This window comes from Ensifer sp. NPDC090286 (assembly GCF_044769565.1).
GTDB lineage: Bacteria > Pseudomonadota > Alphaproteobacteria > Rhizobiales > Rhizobiaceae > Ensifer.
Genome location: NZ_JBIVYF010000001.1, coordinates 272,148 through 288,730, shown reverse-complemented (window position 1 = coordinate 288,730; position 16,583 = coordinate 272,148). Strand labels below are relative to the sequence as shown.

The following is a 16,583-nucleotide window of genomic DNA, read 5'->3' as shown; positions in this document are numbered from 1 at the left end:
GAGGTAAAGGCGGTCATTTCAACGGTAGTTGAAAGCCGAAATGGCTGCGCGCAAAGCCTAGGCGCTCATAGAAGCGATGCGCATCGGTGCGCACGGCGTTGGACGTGAGCCTCACCTTCCTGGCCCCCTTCTCCCGCGCCTCGGCAATTGCATGGCCCATCATCCGTTCGCCGATCCCACGGCCGCGCATGTCGGCGCGCGTCTGGACGGCTTCGACGATCAGGCTGGAGCTTCCCCGCCCGGACAGCGACGTGTGCAGCGCGGTTTGAAAGGTGCCGACGACCTGCCCTTCGAGAACCGCGACGAACAGCGTCTGCAGCGTCGAGGCTTCAATCCGGTCGTAGGCGGCGGCGTAGTCTGCGAAGGCCTCAGCGTCGGTCGTGTCGCCGTGGCCGCCGAGGGGATCATTGGCGAAGAGCGCGACGATCGCTTCGAGGTCCTTGCGCTCAGCCTTGCGGATCATGAGTTCGGTCGCGTCCATGGTTCTCCGCTCACATCGTTCATCGGCTGCGGATCAAACACCCCGAGGTAACGGCGCGATGACAGCGCCGTTTCTCTCAAGCTTATCCACAGGCATGCGAAACTTCAGGCAACCGGGCGGATCGCCTAGCCGAGAAGCGGCTTTTCTAGAACGATGGCCGGCAGGCCGGACGGGTCGTCGCCCGGGGTCTCGCCCACATCGGCAAAGCCATGCGCCCGATAGAAGGTGAGTGCATGCAGGTTCTGCGGCTCGACCTCGACGCGCATGCGCTCGGCGTCCGGAAAGCAGGTCTCGAGCTCGGCGAAGATATCGCGGCCGACGCCCTGGCGCTGGAACTTCGGAAGGACGTAAAGCTGGTGCAGCACCACCGTCTTGGCCTGCGTGTCGGACATCGCCGCATAGCCCATGCCACCAAGCTGCCTTCCGTCGTCGGCAACGAGGAACTCGGCGTTCTTGCGCGCGAGCCGGGCTTTGAGCGCCGGCAGCGAATGCCAGCGCTCGTTCAGTTCGTTGACCTTCTCGACACCGTAGAAAGTGTCATAGGTCGCGTGCCACGTGTCGAGGAGCAGAGCGCGAACCTTCTCCAGGTCGCGCTCGCTTGCCGTGCGCACGAAGAACATCGCTTATTCCTCGATGCCGAGCTTGGCCTTGACCAGCGCCTGTACGGCCTGCGGATTGGCCTTGCCGCCGGTTGCCTTCATCACCTGGCCGACGAACCAGCCGGCAAGCGAGGGCTTGGCCTGCACCTTGGCGACCTGATCCGGGTTGGCGGCGATGATCTCGTCGACGGCCTTCTCGATGGCGCCGGTGTCGGTCACCTGCTTCATGCCGCGCGCTTCGACGATCTCAGCCGGATCGCCACCCTCGTTCCAGACGATCTCGAACAGGTCCTTGGCGATCTTGCCGGAGATGGTCTCGGCCTTGATGAGGTCGATGATGCCGCCGAGCTGTGCCGGGGAAACCGGAGTCTCTTCAATGGCTTTGCCGGCTTTGTTCAAGGCACCGAGCAGGTCGTTGATGACCCAGTTGGCGGCAATCTTGCCGTCGCGGCCTTCGGCAACCGCCTCGAAATAGTCGGCGATCGACTTTTCGGAGACGAGCACCGAGGCGTCATAGACCGAGAGGCCGAGGTCGCGCACGAAGCGCTCCTTCTTGTCGTCGGGCAACTCCGGCAGGTCGGCCTTCAGCGCCGCGACGAATGCATCGTCGAATTCGAGCGGCAGCAGGTCCGGATCCGGGAAATAGCGGTAGTCGTGCGCATCTTCCTTGGAGCGCATCGAGCGGGTCTCGCCCTTGTTCGGGTCGAACAGGCGGGTTTCCTGGTCGATGCTGCCACCGTCCTCGAGAATTCCGATCTGGCGGCGTGCCTCGTATTCGATTGCCTGGCCGATGAAGCGGATCGAGTTGACGTTCTTGATTTCGCAGCGCGTGCCGAAGCCCTCGCCCGGACGACGAACGGACACGTTGACGTCGGCGCGCATCGAGCCTTCGTCCATGTTGCCGTCGCACGTGCCGAGGTAGCGCACGATCGAGCGCAGCTTCGTCATATAGGCCTTCGCCTCATCCGACGAGCGCATGTCCGGCTTGGAGACGATCTCCATCAGCGCGACGCCGGAGCGGTTGAGATCGACATAGGACATCGACGGATGCTGGTCGTGCATGGACTTGCCAGCATCCTGTTCGAGATGCAGACGCTCGATGCCGATCTCGACATCCTCGAACTGGCCCTGGCGGTCCGGGCCGACCGAAATGATGATCTTGCCTTCGCCGACGATAGGATCCTTGAACTGCGAGATCTGATAGCCCTGCGGCAGGTCCGGATAGAAATAGTTCTTGCGGTCGAAGATCGAGCGATTGTTGATCGCGGCCTTGAGACCGAGACCGGTGCGCACCGCCTGCTTCACGCATTCCTCGTTGATCACAGGCAGCATGCCGGGCATGGCGGCATCGACCAGCGAGACGTTCGCATTCGGCGCATTGCCGAACTCCGTCGAAGCGCCCGAAAACAGCTTCGAATTGGAAAGCACCTGGGCATGGACTTCCATGCCGATGATGACTTCCCAGTCGCCAGTGGCGCCAGGGATGAAGCGTTTCGGATCGGGAGTGCGGACGTCGACAATGCTCATATCATGCTCTTCTTTGAAGCCTGAATTCTTGGTTTCTCGGTAGAACAATTGGTCCGCCGGTGCAAGTTGTTCGGCTGGATCAGACGCGCCATCTGCAATCTCATGCAAACAGCGGGCGTCTCTTAACCACCGTTTAGCGCCTATCGGCAAGACTTCGGCCATGTCCATCACCTTTGCCTTGCTCGCGTTCGCAATTCTCGTCAACTTGGCTGCCTTCGGGCTGTTCTGGTACGACAAGCGAGCGGCGCGGTCCGGCAAACGGCGGATCAGCGAGCGGACGCTGCTGACGGTCGCCTTTTTCGGTGGCAGCCCGGGAGCGATGACGGCGCGCCATCTCTTCCGGCACAAGACACGCAAGGAACCCTTTCGCACGCGCCTTGCGCTGATCATCGTTTTCCAAGTGGCGCTGGCGGCCATCGGCACCCTGGCGTTGCAATGATGTCTTGACGGGCGGCCGGCGGTCTTTTAGGAAACAACCGTTATTTTGGAGTTTTGATGTTCCTGTCTTCGCCTGAGTCCCGGTAAAGCCCGTCCGCGTAATCCCTTGATTGCGCGCACGGGCCGAAAACGTCACCCCGCTTTTCCAGAGATTTGCGGAACGTTTTCCTGCGTTCTTCCGAACGCTATTCCGGAACATTCAGACAATGGACATCTCGCGCGCAGAGCAGCGCATTCTTCATCATTTGGCCCAGGGCGGTCGCATCGAAATCATCCGCGAAGAAAAGGCGATCACCGAAATCCGGTGCTTCACCCGTGACGGCTGGGTCTATCCCGGCTTCGACCTCGAACTCTTCCGCAAATTGAAGCGGAAGAAGGCGATCTCATCGTCAGGCGGACAACCCTACCGCATCACGGAACGCGGGCTGCAGCTCGTACGCTCCGAACTCAACAACCGCTAATCACGCAACACGAACGATACCGGGCATGCGAGCATGCCCGGTATCGTCAGATGCGCACATGACTTTACGGAAGCTCTTCACGTAACGTCAGCACCTGACGGAACCACGCATTGTACGCGATCGCGGCCCTTGGCCTTCGCCTGGTAGAGCGCACGGTCGGCCGCCAAGAGCAGACCGTCGAGACCGGCGTCTTGGGTCAGGACTTCGGCGGCGCCGATGCTGATGGTGACGGCGATGCTTCCGCCCTGCTCCAGATCGATATGAAGCGCCCGCACGGCCTCGAGCAGCCGCTCGGCAACCTTGAGCGCATCGGTCGGGGATTGCCGAACCAGCACAACGGCGAACTCTTCGCCCCCAAGCCGTCCGACGAGATCGTCACCGCGCAATGCCGCGCGAACGACGCCGGCGACGGAAATCAGCACCTGATCGCCGACGGCATGACCATAGGTGTCATTGATCGCCTTGAAGCGGTCGATGTCGAGCATCATCACCACCGTTCCGCCTTTTCGGGCGACCGGTGCTGCGATCAGCGCGGCGGCACGCGACATGAAGGTCGCACGCGCCAGACATTGCGTCAGGAAATCATAGTCGACCGCATGGGACAGACGGCCGATCAGCGCCCGCCGTGCCGCATCGACGCTGGCGACCGCCAGCGGGCAAAGCGCAAGCAGGGTCGTTCCCAGCCGGGTGGAGGTGAGCGTCTCCTCGGCAACGCCGCTGACGCCGAGATGCAGGGCGCCGGAGGCAACGGCAATCTGCGTCAGCACACAGACGATCGCCGTCAGGATCGTCACTGGAAACAGACCATAGCTGAGCGCGCACCACAAAAGCGCCGGCACCGGAAAGGCGAAAGCGCCCGGCCCACCGACGAAGAGCGCCGCAGCGCAGGACAGAACCAGGGAGACGAACGGCCAGACCGTTGCTGAAGCCGGGGCCGCCGACGCCGCCACTCGCGCGCCACGGGATCGCAAGCCGTCTTCAGGAAGCGGCGCTGCCAGGAAGACCGGGAGCAGAACCACATAATTGACCAGCTCGGTGGTGAGCCAGGCGACGAATGCTTCCGTGACGGGTTTGCCGAACGACAGGTGAACAGCAACCGCTCCGACGAGCGAGGCGCCCATCGCCGCCAGGGAGGATGCCACGAACATGTAAAGCACCGAGCGCGCCCGGCGCAGATGCCGGTGCTCCGGCGAAAAGCGGCGATAGAGCAGGAAACCGATGACGACGCCGACCATGTTCGCCGTATTCAGCGCCGCGGCTTCAGAGAGATCCGCACCGGTCACCAGGTCCGCAAGTACGTAGGCCAGTGCCGCCGTCGACCATCCAGCCGGGCTGGCAAGCGACGGTCTTCTGATCAGCAGGCCGAGCAGGATCGCATTTGCCGGCCAGATCGAGGCCAGCATGCCGACAGGGCGGCTCAAGATGCCGAGCACGCAGGCGGTGAAGACGATCACGCCCAGGCCGGCAAGCCAAAACGAATGGTGGAAAGGTCTCAGAACCAACGGTTGCGGAACCGTTTTATCCAGCATCTGCAACAAGCGCCCCCCTTGCGGTGCCCCACCACCACGTCATACCCCATAATATTTCATGGGCCTAATGAATGCGGTGTGAATAGGCCAGCCCGCTTTGCGCGTGGCTGCCATGCATGGGGCGGCAGGGTGTCAGGGACCCGGGGTCTGCTCCAGGGATTTGCTCAGGCCGATGAAGGCGACGTCGCTGTCGAGTTGTGGCGCATAGGCGGTCGACAGCCAGCTCACGCCATAGCCGTGATTGCGGAAGAAGCGCACGGCGCGGTCGTTGCGCGCGTGTGTCTTGGTGGTGACGGCGTCGAAGCCGTCCGCAGCAATGCGGCGCTCGATCTCGCCAAGTAGCAGCCCGCCGAAGCCCCTGCCCTGGAGTTGCGGCTCGATCCACAGATCGGAGATCGCATTGTCGAAGTTCTCGCACGCCACCCAGCCGCAGATGGCGCCTTCGCCTTCGACGAGCAAAACGGAAAGCCAGTGATCGGACAGAAAACGGAGAAATGCGGTCTCGGCCACGCGCCGCATTTTTTCGCCATCGGCAAGGCCTGCGATTGCCGATTGCCAGGCCCTAAGGCCGATTTCGGCCAGTCGTTCAACGTCGCCGGCGCGGGCATGGCGGATGACGGGCACGACGCGGGTCTCCTTCCGCGACAAGAGTGTCGATCAATGCAGCAGAAGTAGGCGGCAGAAGTGGAAAGGGCGGCACCGTCGGTGCCGCCCCTTCAAGAGATTACCACCACTTGGTGGGAGTGAAGCGACCGGCCGCCTGTTCGATCACATGCGCCGTCTTGAACAGCGTCTCTTCCTCGAACGGCTTGCCGATCAGCTGCAGGCCAAGCGGCAGGCCCTTGTGGTCGAGACCACCGGGAACGGCGATGCCCGGGAGGCCGGCCATGTTGACCGTCACCGTGAAGATGTCGTTGAGGTACATCTTCACCGGATCGGATGCGAGATCCTCGTCGGCAATACCGAAGGCGGACGACGGCGTTGCCGGCGTCAGGATGGCGTCGACGCCAGCGTGGAACGCCAGTTCGAAATCGCGCTTGATCAGCGTGCGCACCTTCTGCGCCTGCAGATAGTAGGCATCGTAGTAGCCGGCCGAAAGCACGTAGGTGCCGATCATAATGCGGCGCTTGACTTCGTGGCCGAAGCCGGCAGCACGCGTCTTTTCGTACATGTCGACGATGTCCTTGCCGTCGACGCGCAGGCCGTAGCGGACGCCGTCGTAGCGGGCAAGGTTCGAAGAGGCTTCGGCCGGAGCGACGATGTAGTAGGCCGGCAGCGCGTATTTCGTATGCGGCAGAGTGATGTCGACGATCTCGGCACCGGCTTCCTTCAGCCAGGCGATGCCCTGCTGCCAGAGCGCTTCGATCTCTTCCGGCATGCCGTCGACGCGGTATTCGCGCGGAATGCCGATCTTCATGCCCTTGATCGACTGGCCGATCGCGGCTTCGTAATCCGGCACCGGCAGATCGACCGAGGTCGTGTCCTTCGCGTCGACGCTTGCCATCGACTTCAGGAGGATTGCGGCATCGCGCACGTCACGGGCGATCGGGCCTGCCTGGTCGAGCGACGAGGCGAAGGCGACGGTGCCCCAGCGCGAGCAGCGGCCATAGGTCGGCTTGATGCCGACGGTGCCGGTGAAGGCGGCAGGCTGGCGGATCGAGCCGCCCGTATCGGTAGCGGTCGCACCAGCGCAGAGATGCGCGGCGACGGCCGCTGCAGAGCCGCCCGAGGAGCCGCCCGGTACGAGATCGAGGTTCGAACCCTTGGCACGCCACGGGTTCTTGACCGCGCCGTAGTAGGAGGTTTCGTTCGACGAGCCCATGGCGAATTCGTCCATGTTCAGCTTGCCGAGCATGACGGCGCCGTCGTTCCACAGGTTCTGGGTGACGGTCGATTCGTAGCGCGGCGCAAATCCGTCGAGGATGTGGCTGCAGGCCTGGGTGTGCACGCCTTCGGTAGCGAAGAGGTCCTTGATGCCGAGCGGGATGCCTTCAAGCGCACCGGCCTTGCCGGCGGCGATACGCGCATCCGAGGCCTTGGCCATCTCGCGCGCCTTTTCGGGCGTGACGGCGATGTAGGCGTTGATCGCCTCATTGGCGGCATCGATCGCGCCGAGATAGGCGTCGGTCAGTTCGACGGCGGTGATGTCCTTGGCGGCGAGTTTCGCGCGGGCTTCGGCAATCGTCAGGCTGGTAAGGTCGGTCATGGTAAAATCTGGCTTTCGCAATCAGAAACGTCGGGGCGGCTGGCGGGAGATTACTCGACCACCTTCGGAACGAGGAAGAAATTGCGATCGGAATTCGGCGCATTGGCAACGATGTCGTCGGCCTTGTTGCCGTCCGTCACGGTGTCCGTCCGCTTCTTCATATCCATCGGCGTGACCGAGGTCATCGGCTCGACGCCTTCGACATTCACTTCGGAGAGCTGCTCGACGAAACCGAGGATGCCATTGAGCTCGCCCATCATCCGTTCGGCTTCTTCTTCGCTGACGGCGATACGGGCAAGGCGCGCGACGCGCTTCACGGTGGCAAGGTCTACGGACATGATCGTCTCCGGTAACTGGAACTTCCCCCGCTATAATGGCGCAGGGCGAGCCACGCAACGGGGGAATTGCCGGAGGACCGGGCCTCTCGTCAAAAGGCCCGGCGCAACATCACACGGCGACGACGCCGCCGACCTGTGGCGTCGCCACCTTCGTCGATGCACTTTCCATGCCGGCAACGAAGGTTTCCGGCGTCTGGTCGATGATCGGGAACGAGCCGTAATGGCAGGGGATCGCCGTCGAGAACGAGAAGAAGCGCTGGCAGGCGAGTGCCGCAACCGCCCCGCCCATGGTGAAACGATCACCGATCGGCACGATGCCGATCTCCGGCTGATGCAGCTCGTTGATCAGCGCCATGTCGGAAAAAATGTCCGTGTCGCCCATGTGATAGAGCGTCGGCTCGTCCTCGAAATGCAGCACCAGGCCGTTGGCATTGCCGAGCGAGTGCGAGACGCCGTCCTCGGTCAGCTGCGCCGACGAATGCAGCGCGTTGACAAAAGTCGTCGAGAAACTGCCGAGTTGGATCGTGCCGCCGGTATTGCCCATTTCCAGCGCCTTGACGCCATGCCGGCCGAGCCAGGCGGCAAGATCGGCATTGGCAACAACCGTTGCGCCCGTCTCCTTGGCGATCGCAATGGTGTCGCCGACATGGTCGCCGTGACCATGGGTCAGGAGAATGTGGGTGAGCCCGGCGGTCGCGTCCCGGCGCTCCTCGTCGCGGAACGCCGGATTGCCGGTGAAGAAGGGGTCGATCAGAATTTTGGACTTTGCCGTTTCGATGTGAAAGGCGGCATGGCCTAGCCATTTGATCTTCATGACGATCTCCCTGATGATTTGTCTGTCGCAACAGCATATGGATCAGACAACTCTCCGCGCAAAGATCGAATCGACAATCCCATGGCAATTCTCACCATCGAAGAACTCGCAACCCAGCTACAGCCGAACCAAGCGATCGCGGGTCTCGACCTCGGCACGAAAACGATCGGCCTCTCGGTCTCCGATCTCGGCCGTCGCTTTGCGACCCCGCGCGAGGTGATCCGCCGGGTCAAGTTCGGCGTGGACGCGGAGGCGCTGCTCTCGGCAGGGAACAAAGAAAAGATCGCGGCCTTCGTCATCGGCCTGCCGGTCAACATGGACGGCACCGAAGGGCCGCGCTGTCAGGCGACCCGCGCCTTCGTGCGCAACATGGAGCAGAAGACGCCCCTGCCCTTCATCTTCTGGGATGAGAGGCTGTCGACGGTCGCTGCCGAGCGGGTGCTGATCGAGATGGATGTGTCGCGACGCAAGCGGGCCGAACGCATCGATTCGGCTGCCGCATCCTTCATTCTTCAGGGCGCGCTCGACAGGCTGGCGTCGCTGGCGAGAGACGGCCTCTCGGACTGAGGGGCCGCGGCGCCGAAGCGGCGGCGATACCAGGCCGCGATCTGGCGGCGCTTGCGAAAGCCGATAATGGCAAAAACGATGAGGCTATCGACGACGATCGCGCGCGCGACGAGCGGCGGGATCGATTCCGGCGGAATGCCGAGGACGTTGCCGTAGATCTGGAAAACCAGATCATGGGTTTGGCGCGTCAGCATGAAAAAGCCGAAGCTCATGTCGTAGTACGAGAGACTGTACCAGCCCGTCAGCAGAAGGACCGGTCCGCCCCAAAGGATCAGAAACCACTTCATGCGGCTCCCCTTTCCGAGATCTGCCGAAAGACGACGGGGTAAATCGCGCGGTCTGCCAACACGACGGCCACAAGAACCATCGCGGGAACTGCGATATCTAGCGCCAGTCCGGCAAAAAACATCATCATGATGATCATAAGACCAGTTCTCACCGAACCGCTCCACTCCGGAATCCATTAAAATGCCGGATCAATCTCCGCCCTTGCGGGGGCCTGCGCAACGTAAACCATTTGTTAAGGTTAATTTTCACAGGGGCGCATCCGCAATCGGGCCTGGATAAGGCCCTCCCCGCATTTCCCGTGCGGCAAGACATTCCGGTTTGCGGAAATTTGCGGTAGCGATAGGCCTCTCGCACGCAGGCCTTCCCCATGACTATCGTCTTCGAAAGCATCCTCCCCGTCTTCCTGCTGGTCCTGCTCGGCGCCTGGCTCAAGCGCTCGACGCTTGTCGACCAGAACCTTTGGCTCGGGCTCGAACAGTTCGGCTACTTCATCCTGTTCCCCGCCCTCCTGTTCTCGACCCTGGCTGAGGCCAACTTCACCGGATTGCAGGCGGACGCAACGGCCATCGCCACGATCGGCAGCGTCAGCCTGATGTCGCTTTTCGTGCTCTTGCTTTGGCCCATGCTTAGAAACCGCAAGGTTTCAGCAGCGTCCTTCACCTCGACGTTCCAGACGGCGACACGGTGGAACGGCTTCATGGCGCTTGCGATCGCCCACAAACTCTACGGGCAACTCGGCCTGACACTGACCGCGCTCTTGATGACGCTCCTGATCATCCCGACCAATCTCTACAATATTGCCGTGCTCGTGTGGTTCACGGGCGGCAGCCGCGATTTTCGCCGCTTCTTCATGCGGATCGCGACGAACCCGATCATCGTTTCTTCTGTGCTTGGAATTTTCGTCAATCTGATCGGACTGAAGATCTACAGCCCGCTGATGGCCACCATCGAGATGCTGGCGAGCGCGTCGCTCAGTCTCGGGCTTGTGATGGTCGGCGCCGGGTTACGCGCGTCGGACGCGCTCAAACCAAGCGCCGTCGCGCTGCTTGCCGTCTTCCTCAAGCTGATCGTCATGCCGGTCTTCATGGTGAGCGCCAGCTATCTGCTCGGCATTCGTGGCGACACGCTTCTCATCATCGCCCTTGGCGCGGCGGTACCGACGGCGATGAACGGCTATTTGCTCGCCAAACAGATGGGTGGCGACGCCGAGCTCTATGCGGCCGTTGCCACCGTTCAGACCGTGGTTTCGTTCTTCACGATCCCGCTCGTCCTTCTTCTCACCGCCTACGTCGCAAGCAACTGACGACGTCACGGGGGGCCGACGGCTTACGCCGCAGGGGGATAGAGAAGGTCGAGGATGTAGGCGGAATCGAAGCGCGAATCGAGCATGCCGTAGGTCGAGCGCCAGCCGGCGGCCAGGCGTGATTCCAGGAACGCATCGGCAATGCGACCGGCACCGAGACGATAGAGCTCGGCAGCAGCGGCAGCGAGCGCCAGTTGTTCGACCAGCATGCGGGCTGCACCTTCGTCGCGTTCGCAGAGCGACATGGCCGCGCGCAGCACGTCGATGGTCTTGCGGCCGGACGGGCCGAGATCGCGCGCCAGCACGACGAAGAGCTGTTCGAACAGGTCCTTGCCCTTGGCGAGAACCCGCAGCACATCCAGCGCCATGACGTTGCCGGAGCCTTCCCAGATGGCGTTCACTGGCGCTTCGCGGTAGTGGCGCGCCAGTGAACGCTCTTCCACATAGCCGTTGCCGCCCAGGCACTCCATCGCCTCATAGATCAGTGCCGGCGCGATCTTGCAGGCCCAGTATTTCGCAACCGGCGTCATGATCCGCGCGTAGGCCGCGTCTTCCGCGCTGCTGCGGGCCCTGTCGAAGGCTTCGGCCAGGCGGAACGAAAGGGCGCTTGCCGCGGCAACGTCGAGCGCCATGTCGGCGAGCACGCGCGTCATCATCGGCTGGCTGGCGAGCGGCTTGCCGAAAACCTTGCGGCCGCGCGTATGATGCACGGCTTCGGCAAGCGAAGCGCGCATCATGCCGGCGGAGGCGAGCGCACAGTCGAGCCGCGTCAGCGTTACCATGTCGAGGATCGTGCGGAGGCCGGCATCCGGCGCGCCGAGGATGAAGCCGAACGTGTCGGAGAACTCGACCTCGGAAGATGCATTGGAGCGGTTGCCGAGTTTGTCCTTCAGCCGCTGGAACCGTAGGCCGTTGGCGCTGCCGTCTTCCAGGAGCCGCGGCACCAGGAAGCAGGCAAGGCCTTCGCGGGTCTGCGCCAGCATGACGAAAGCGTCGCTCATCGGCGCCGACATGAACCACTTGTGGCCATTCAGCCGATAGATCCCCTCGCCCACCCGTTCGGCGGTCGAGGTGTTGGCGCGCACGTCGGTGCCACCCTGCTTCTCGGTCATGCCCATGCCGACGGTGACGGCAGACTTCTGCATCCACGGACGGTTGGTGGAATCGTATTTGCGCGACAGGATCTTCGGCGCCCACTCCTTCTGCACCGCCGGCGAGGCGGTGATCGCAGCCAGCGACGCGCTGGTCATCGTCAGCGGGCAAAGATGGCCGCATTCGAGCTGCGCCGTCAGATAGAAGCGGATCGCACGGACTTTATGCGACTGGTTGCGCTCGTCGGCCAAATTTTCCCAGGCGGACGCGTGCAGGCCCGAGGACATCGAGCGGCGCATCAGCGCATGCCAGGCCGGGTGGAACTCGACGACATCGAGACGCTCGCCGCGCGGCCCGTGGGTCTTCAGCTTCGGCGGACCTTCGTTCGCCATGCGCGCCAGTTCCTGCGCCTCCGGCGAGGTGACGTAGCGGCCGAGCACATCGAACTCGTCGCGCAGCGTCTTGCTCATGCCCGAGGTGATGTCGACCACGAGCGGATCGGAACGATAGGCGTTGACGCCGGACCAGGGCTTGGGCTGGTTCAGCTCGGCGAGTTTCTGTTCAGTCCGGTTCATCTGATTCATGGGCCGGTTCTAGCGCAAGTTTCTCGACCACGGAACGGGGCGCGGAAAAGATAGGATCGCCGTTGCAAGTTTTCTGCGGACGGAACCGCGCAAGCCTTGCCGTGCCGGGGACCAGGTCTTATAGAGCGACCACATTTCCAGAGCGCAAGGGCGGCCCATGATCACTTTCCCGCATCGCCACCTGCTCGGCATCAAGGGGCTTACGGAGCAGGATATCACCTATCTGCTCGATCGCGCCGATGAAGCCGTCCAAATCTCCCGTCAAAGAGAAAAGAAGACGTCGACGCTTCGGGGTCTGACGCAGATCAACCTCTTCTTCGAGGCCTCGACACGCACGCAGTCTTCCTTCGAGCTTGCCGGCAAACGCCTTGGCGCCGACGTGATGAACATGTCGGTCGGCAACTCCTCGGTAAAGAAGGGCGAAACGCTGATCGACACGGCGATGACGCTGAACGCCATGCACCCCGATGTGCTGGTCGTGCGCCATTCGTCGGCGGGTGCCGCCGCCCTTCTCGCGCAGAAAGTCTCCTGCTCCGTCGTCAACGCCGGCGACGGCCAGCACGAGCACCCGACGCAGGCGCTGCTCGACGCGCTGACGATCCGCCGTGCCAAGGGCAAGCTCTCGCGCATCATCGTCGCCATCTGCGGCGACGTGTTGCACTCGCGCGTGGCGCGCTCCAACATTCTGCTCCTGAACCAGATGGGCGCGCGCGTCCGCGTCGTCGCACCGGCGACGCTGCTTCCCTCCGGCATCGCCGACATGGGCGTCGAGGTCTACCATTCGATGGCCGAGGGCCTGAAGGATGCGGATGTCGTCATGATGCTGCGTCTGCAGCGCGAGCGCATGGCCGGGTCCTTCGTGCCGTCCGTGCGCGAATACTTCCACTACTACGGGCTCGATGCGGAAAAGCTGAAGGCGGCCAAGGAGGATGCGCTTGTCATGCATCCCGGGCCGATGAACCGCGGCGTCGAGATCGCCTCGGAAATCGCCGACGGGCCGCAGAGCGTGATCGAACAGCAGGTAGAGATGGGCGTTGCCGTGCGCATGGCAGTGATGGAAACGCTGCTTCTCTCGCAGAATCAGGGGCCGCGCACATGACCAGACCACTCGTTCTGAAAAACCTTCGCATCGTCGATCCCTCGCGTAATCTCGATGAAGTCGGCACCATCATCGTCGGCGACGACGGGCATATCCTTGCCGCCGGTGCCGATGCCCAGAACCAGGGCGCCCCCGACGGCGCCTTCGTCAAGGACTGCGCCGGGCTCACCGCCGTCCCGGGCCTCGTCGACGCCCGCGTTTTCGTCGGCGAACCGGGCAGCGAGCACCGCGAGACCTTCGAGTCCGCGTCGCGTGCGGCCGCTGCCGGCGGGGTCACCACCTTCATCGCGATGCCGGAGACCGATCCTGTCATCGACGACATCGCGCTCGTCGAATATGTGAAGAAGACGGCGCGCGACAAGGCGCTCGTCAACGTGCACCCAGCCGCAGCGCTGACCAAGGGCCTCGCCGGCGAAGAAATGACCGAGTTCGGGCTGCTGCGCGAAGCGGGTGCCGTCTGCTTCACCAATGGCCGCCGCTCGATCCACGACACGCTGGTCCTGCGCCGCGCCATGACCTATGCGCGCGAATTCGGCGCCGTCATCGCCCTCGAAACACGCGACAAATATCTCGGCGCCAACGGCGTCATGCACGAAGGCCTGCTTGCCAGCTGGCTCGGCCTTTCCGGCATCCCGCGCGAAGCGGAGATCATTCCGCTCGAGCGCGACCTGCGCATCGCCGGGCTGACGCGTGCCGCCTATCACGCCGCCCAGATCTCGGTTCCGGAATCAGCAGCCGCAATCCGTACCGCACGCGAGCGTGGCGCCAACGTCACCTGCGGCGTGTCGATCAACAATCTCGCGCTCAATGAGAACGACATCGGCGAATACCGGACCTTCTTCAAGCTTTCGCCGCCGTTGCGCAGCGAAGACGACCGGGTCGGCATGGCCGAGGCGCTCGCCGACGGCACGATCGATATCATCGTTTCCTCGCACGACCCGCAGGACGTCGATACCAAGCGTCTGCCCTTTGCCGATGCCGCCGATGGCGCGATCGGCCTGGAAACGCTGGCCGCGGCCGCGCTTCGCCTGCACCACAGCGGCCAGGTACCGCTGATGCGCCTGATCGACGCGATGTCGACGCGTCCGGCGGCGATCTTCGGTCTCGATGCCGGTACGCTGAAACCCGGCGCCAAGGCGGACATCACCGTCCTCGATCTCGACGAGCCCTGGGTGCTCTACGAAGAGGCGATCGTTTCTCGCTCCAAGAACACGCCGTTTGAAAATGCGCGCTTTACCGGGCGGGTCGTGCAAACCTATGTTGCCGGCAAGCTGGTGCATTCGGCCTAAGCCGAAAGCGATCGCGCGGGAGGGGAACCGGTGGAACTATTGTCCTGGCAGCTTGGGCTGCCCTCTACGCTTCTAAGCCTTGCCTTTGGCTATCTGCTCGGCTCGATCCCGTTCGGATTGATCCTGACGCGCATGGCTGGGCTCGGCGACGTGCGCAAGATCGGCTCCGGCAATATCGGCGCGACCAATGTGCTGCGAACCGGCAACAAGAAGCTTGCTGCCGCGACGCTGTTGCTCGATGCCCTGAAAGGCTCGGCCGCAGCCTTCATCGCATCCTACTGGGGCATAGAGGCCGGAATTGCCGCCGGCTTTGCCGCCTTCATCGGCCATCTCTACCCTGTGTGGCTTGGCTTCAAGGGCGGCAAGGGCGTCGCGACCTATATCGGCGTGCTGCTCGGCCTTGCCCCTCTGATGGTGCTCGCCTTTGCGGTCATCTGGCTTGGCATGGCGAAAATCAGCCGCTACTCCTCATTGTCCGCCCTGGTTGCAACGGCTATCATCCCGGTTCTACTTTACGCGGTAGGCAACGAGAAAGTCGCCCTGCTCTTTGCCGCCATGACGGTCATCACCTGGGTAAAGCACCGCGCCAACATTCAGCGGCTGCTTGCCGGCACGGAAAGCAAGATCGGAGACAAGGGATAATGTCTGAGGCCAGCGCAGGACGAACCGGAGTGGCGCTGACCGAACGACAGAAAATATCCTGGCTCCGTCTGATCCGTAGCGACAATGTCGGCCCCATCGCCTTCCGCGACCTGATCAACCATTTCGGCACCGCCGAAAACGCACTCGATGCCCTGCCGGAACTGTCGCGGCGCGGCGGCACCAAACACAGCTATCGCGTGGCATCCATCGCCGAAGCCGAACGGGAGCTGGAGGCGTCACGACGCCACGGCGCCATCTTCGTCGGCATCGGCGAAGCGGCCTATCCCTCGGCGCTCCGGCAGATCGACGGCGCTCCTCCTCTCCTTGCGATGAAAGGCGATCTCAGCGCGGCTGCCCGCCCGTCGCTTGGCATCGTCGGTTCACGCAACGCTTCGGTCAGCGGCGCGAAGTTTGCGGCGATGATCGCGCGCGACGCCGGTCGCGCCCGTTATGTCGTGACCTCGGGCCTTGCGCGCGGCATCGACACGGCCGCCCATCGCGCCAGCCTCGACACCGGCACCATCGCCGCGCTCGCCGGCGGGCTCGACAAGCCCTACCCGCCTGAAAACATCGGCCTGCTCGAAGACATAACGAGCGGCCGAGGCCTTGCGATCAGCGAGATGCCGTTTGGCTGGGAGCCCCGGGCTCGCGACTTTCCGCGCCGCAACCGGCTGATCGCCGGCATCAGCCTCGGCGTTGCGATCGTCGAGGCGGCCCACCGCTCGGGCTCGCTCATCACCGCGCGATACGCAGCCGATTTTGGCCGGCTCGTCTTCGCGGTCCCCGGTTCGCCGCTCGATCCGCGCTGTCACGGCACCAACGATCTCCTCAAACAGGGTGCGATCGTCACAACCGGGCCGGAAGACGTGATCGAGGCGTTGGCGCCGCTCAGCCAGCTGGAGCTGCCCCTGCCGGGCGCGCGGGAACCGGATGGCCAAACCGGCGTTCCCGCCAATGCGAGCGACAGCGACCGCGCCGCGGTCAGCACCGCACTCGGTCCGACGCCGGTCGAAATCGACGACATCGTCCGCCACACAGGGCTTTCACCGACGCAGGTCTATCTGCTGTTGCTGGAGCTCGATCTTGCCGGCCGCCTCCATCGCCATCCCGGCGGTTTGGTGTCCGTGGCAGCAACGGAATGAGGACTGGCCGGACGGCGCACCAACCTTTTCCAAGGGCGGAAACGACCCAATCCTGCATGAGTTGCATAGTCTGCTCTCATCGTTATTTTGGGTGAGCCCTCTTGACCCCGCACGAATCCCTGTCCATTTCGGGGCGTCAATACAAGGCGAAGCACGGCGCAAACGGCGCTGACGCCCGAACCAG

General features: G+C 63.2%; 19 protein-coding genes. 8 read left to right on the top strand and 11 right to left on the bottom strand.

Going from position 1 to position 16,583, the window contains the following annotated elements; all coding sequences use genetic code 11:
* Nucleotides 1–13 precede the first annotated feature (13 nt).
* The 3 genes from ACIQUG_RS01385 to gatB all read right to left on the bottom strand — a co-directional run bounded on the left by ACIQUG_RS01385 (nt 14) and on the right by gatB (nt 2,607).
* Complete coding sequence (locus ACIQUG_RS01385; RefSeq protein WP_402316670.1) at nt 14–481, bottom strand: GNAT family N-acetyltransferase; 468 nt, start codon at nt 479–481, stop codon at nt 14–16.
* A 125-nt stretch (nt 482–606) separates the two neighbouring features.
* A complete protein-coding gene (locus tag ACIQUG_RS01380) occupies nt 607–1,101 on the bottom strand; it encodes a GNAT family N-acetyltransferase (RefSeq protein ID WP_402316667.1) in 495 nt (164 codons plus the stop codon).
* A 3-nt stretch (nt 1,102–1,104) separates the two neighbouring features.
* The gene (gene gatB / locus ACIQUG_RS01375) at nt 1,105–2,607 is read right to left on the bottom strand and encodes an Asp-tRNA(Asn)/Glu-tRNA(Gln) amidotransferase subunit GatB (protein WP_043614196.1); all 1,503 of its coding nucleotides are present in this window, start codon (nt 2,605–2,607) and stop codon (nt 1,105–1,107) included.
* Nucleotides 2,608–2,767: 160 nt separating this feature from the next.
* On the opposite strand from gatB, the gene ACIQUG_RS01370 reads away from it, so the two are divergent.
* The gene (locus tag ACIQUG_RS01370; protein ID WP_402316664.1) at nt 2,768–3,046 is read left to right on the top strand and encodes a DUF1294 domain-containing protein; all 279 of its coding nucleotides are present in this window, start codon (nt 2,768–2,770) and stop codon (nt 3,044–3,046) included.
* 205 nt (nt 3,047–3,251) lie between these two features.
* Entirely contained in the window at nt 3,252–3,506 is a 255-nt protein-coding gene (locus ACIQUG_RS01365; protein WP_043614127.1) for a YjhX family toxin, read from the top strand.
* A 77-nt stretch (nt 3,507–3,583) separates the two neighbouring features.
* Here the strand turns inward: ACIQUG_RS01365 and ACIQUG_RS01360 are convergent, their stop codons facing one another.
* The 5 genes from ACIQUG_RS01360 to ACIQUG_RS01340 all read right to left on the bottom strand — a co-directional run bounded on the left by ACIQUG_RS01360 (nt 3,584) and on the right by ACIQUG_RS01340 (nt 8,393).
* The gene (locus ACIQUG_RS01360; RefSeq protein ID WP_402316661.1) at nt 3,584–5,035 is read right to left on the bottom strand and encodes a diguanylate cyclase; all 1,452 of its coding nucleotides are present in this window, start codon (nt 5,033–5,035) and stop codon (nt 3,584–3,586) included.
* Nucleotides 5,036–5,167: 132 nt separating this feature from the next.
* Complete coding sequence (locus ACIQUG_RS01355) at nt 5,168–5,659, bottom strand: GNAT family N-acetyltransferase (protein ID WP_402316658.1); 492 nt, start codon at nt 5,657–5,659, stop codon at nt 5,168–5,170.
* 100 nt (nt 5,660–5,759) lie between these two features.
* Complete coding sequence (gatA, locus tag ACIQUG_RS01350) at nt 5,760–7,241, bottom strand: Asp-tRNA(Asn)/Glu-tRNA(Gln) amidotransferase subunit GatA (protein WP_402316655.1); 1,482 nt, start codon at nt 7,239–7,241, stop codon at nt 5,760–5,762.
* 50 nt (nt 7,242–7,291) lie between these two features.
* Nucleotides 7,292–7,579 carry an Asp-tRNA(Asn)/Glu-tRNA(Gln) amidotransferase subunit GatC gene (gene gatC / locus ACIQUG_RS01345; RefSeq protein ID WP_043614118.1) on the bottom strand — a complete coding sequence of 96 codons (288 nt, stop codon included), beginning with the start codon at nt 7,577–7,579 and terminating at the stop codon, nt 7,292–7,294.
* A 109-nt stretch (nt 7,580–7,688) separates the two neighbouring features.
* Entirely contained in the window at nt 7,689–8,393 is a 705-nt protein-coding gene (locus tag ACIQUG_RS01340; protein ID WP_043614116.1) for a metal-dependent hydrolase, read from the bottom strand.
* A gap of 81 nt (nt 8,394–8,474) precedes the next feature.
* Between ACIQUG_RS01340 and ruvX the strand changes: the two genes are divergently transcribed.
* Nucleotides 8,475–8,960: a Holliday junction resolvase RuvX gene (gene ruvX, locus ACIQUG_RS01335; RefSeq protein WP_402316651.1), complete on the top strand. Its 486-nt coding sequence runs from the start codon at nt 8,475–8,477 to the stop codon at nt 8,958–8,960.
* Here the strand turns inward: ruvX and ACIQUG_RS01330 are convergent.
* Nucleotides 8,906–9,247: a DUF6105 family protein gene (locus ACIQUG_RS01330; protein WP_043614112.1), complete on the bottom strand. Its 342-nt coding sequence runs from the start codon at nt 9,245–9,247 to the stop codon at nt 8,906–8,908. The two genes, ruvX and ACIQUG_RS01330, sit on opposite strands and share 55 nt — an antisense overlap.
* On the bottom strand, nt 9,244–9,384 hold the full coding sequence (locus tag ACIQUG_RS01325) for a hypothetical protein (RefSeq protein ID WP_089045732.1): 141 nt from the start codon (nt 9,382–9,384) through the stop codon (nt 9,244–9,246). Before ACIQUG_RS01325 ends, ACIQUG_RS01330 begins: the two co-directional genes overlap by 4 nt.
* 231 nt (nt 9,385–9,615) lie before the next feature.
* Here ACIQUG_RS01325 and ACIQUG_RS01320 point away from each other — a divergent pair, with 231 nt between their 5' ends.
* Nucleotides 9,616–10,551, top strand: a complete 936-nt coding sequence (locus tag ACIQUG_RS01320; protein ID WP_402316647.1) for an AEC family transporter — start codon at nt 9,616–9,618, stop codon at nt 10,549–10,551.
* A 23-nt stretch (nt 10,552–10,574) separates the two neighbouring features.
* Here ACIQUG_RS01320 and ACIQUG_RS01315 read toward each other — a convergent pair whose 3' ends face one another.
* Nucleotides 10,575–12,227, bottom strand: a complete 1,653-nt coding sequence (locus tag ACIQUG_RS01315; protein ID WP_402316644.1) for an acyl-CoA dehydrogenase family protein — start codon at nt 12,225–12,227, stop codon at nt 10,575–10,577.
* A gap of 157 nt (nt 12,228–12,384) precedes the next feature.
* On the opposite strand from ACIQUG_RS01315, the gene ACIQUG_RS01310 reads away from it, so the two are divergent.
* From ACIQUG_RS01310 to dprA, 4 genes are read left to right on the top strand one after another with little or no spacing between them, the layout of a single operon-like run.
* A complete protein-coding gene (locus ACIQUG_RS01310; RefSeq protein ID WP_043614107.1) occupies nt 12,385–13,326 on the top strand; it encodes an aspartate carbamoyltransferase catalytic subunit in 942 nt (313 codons plus the stop codon).
* On the top strand, nt 13,323–14,615 hold the full coding sequence (locus ACIQUG_RS01305; protein WP_043614106.1) for a dihydroorotase: 1,293 nt from the start codon (nt 13,323–13,325) through the stop codon (nt 14,613–14,615). Before ACIQUG_RS01310 ends, ACIQUG_RS01305 begins: the two co-directional genes overlap by 4 nt.
* Before the next feature lie 30 nt (nt 14,616–14,645).
* Entirely contained in the window at nt 14,646–15,257 is a 612-nt protein-coding gene (plsY, locus tag ACIQUG_RS01300) for a glycerol-3-phosphate 1-O-acyltransferase PlsY (RefSeq protein WP_043614105.1), read from the top strand.
* Nucleotides 15,257–16,399 carry a DNA-processing protein DprA gene (gene dprA / locus ACIQUG_RS01295; protein WP_402316638.1) on the top strand — a complete coding sequence of 381 codons (1,143 nt, stop codon included), beginning with the start codon at nt 15,257–15,259 and terminating at the stop codon, nt 16,397–16,399. The genes plsY and dprA overlap by 1 nt, the downstream gene beginning before the upstream one ends.
* The last annotated feature ends 184 nt before the right edge of the window (nt 16,400–16,583 follow it).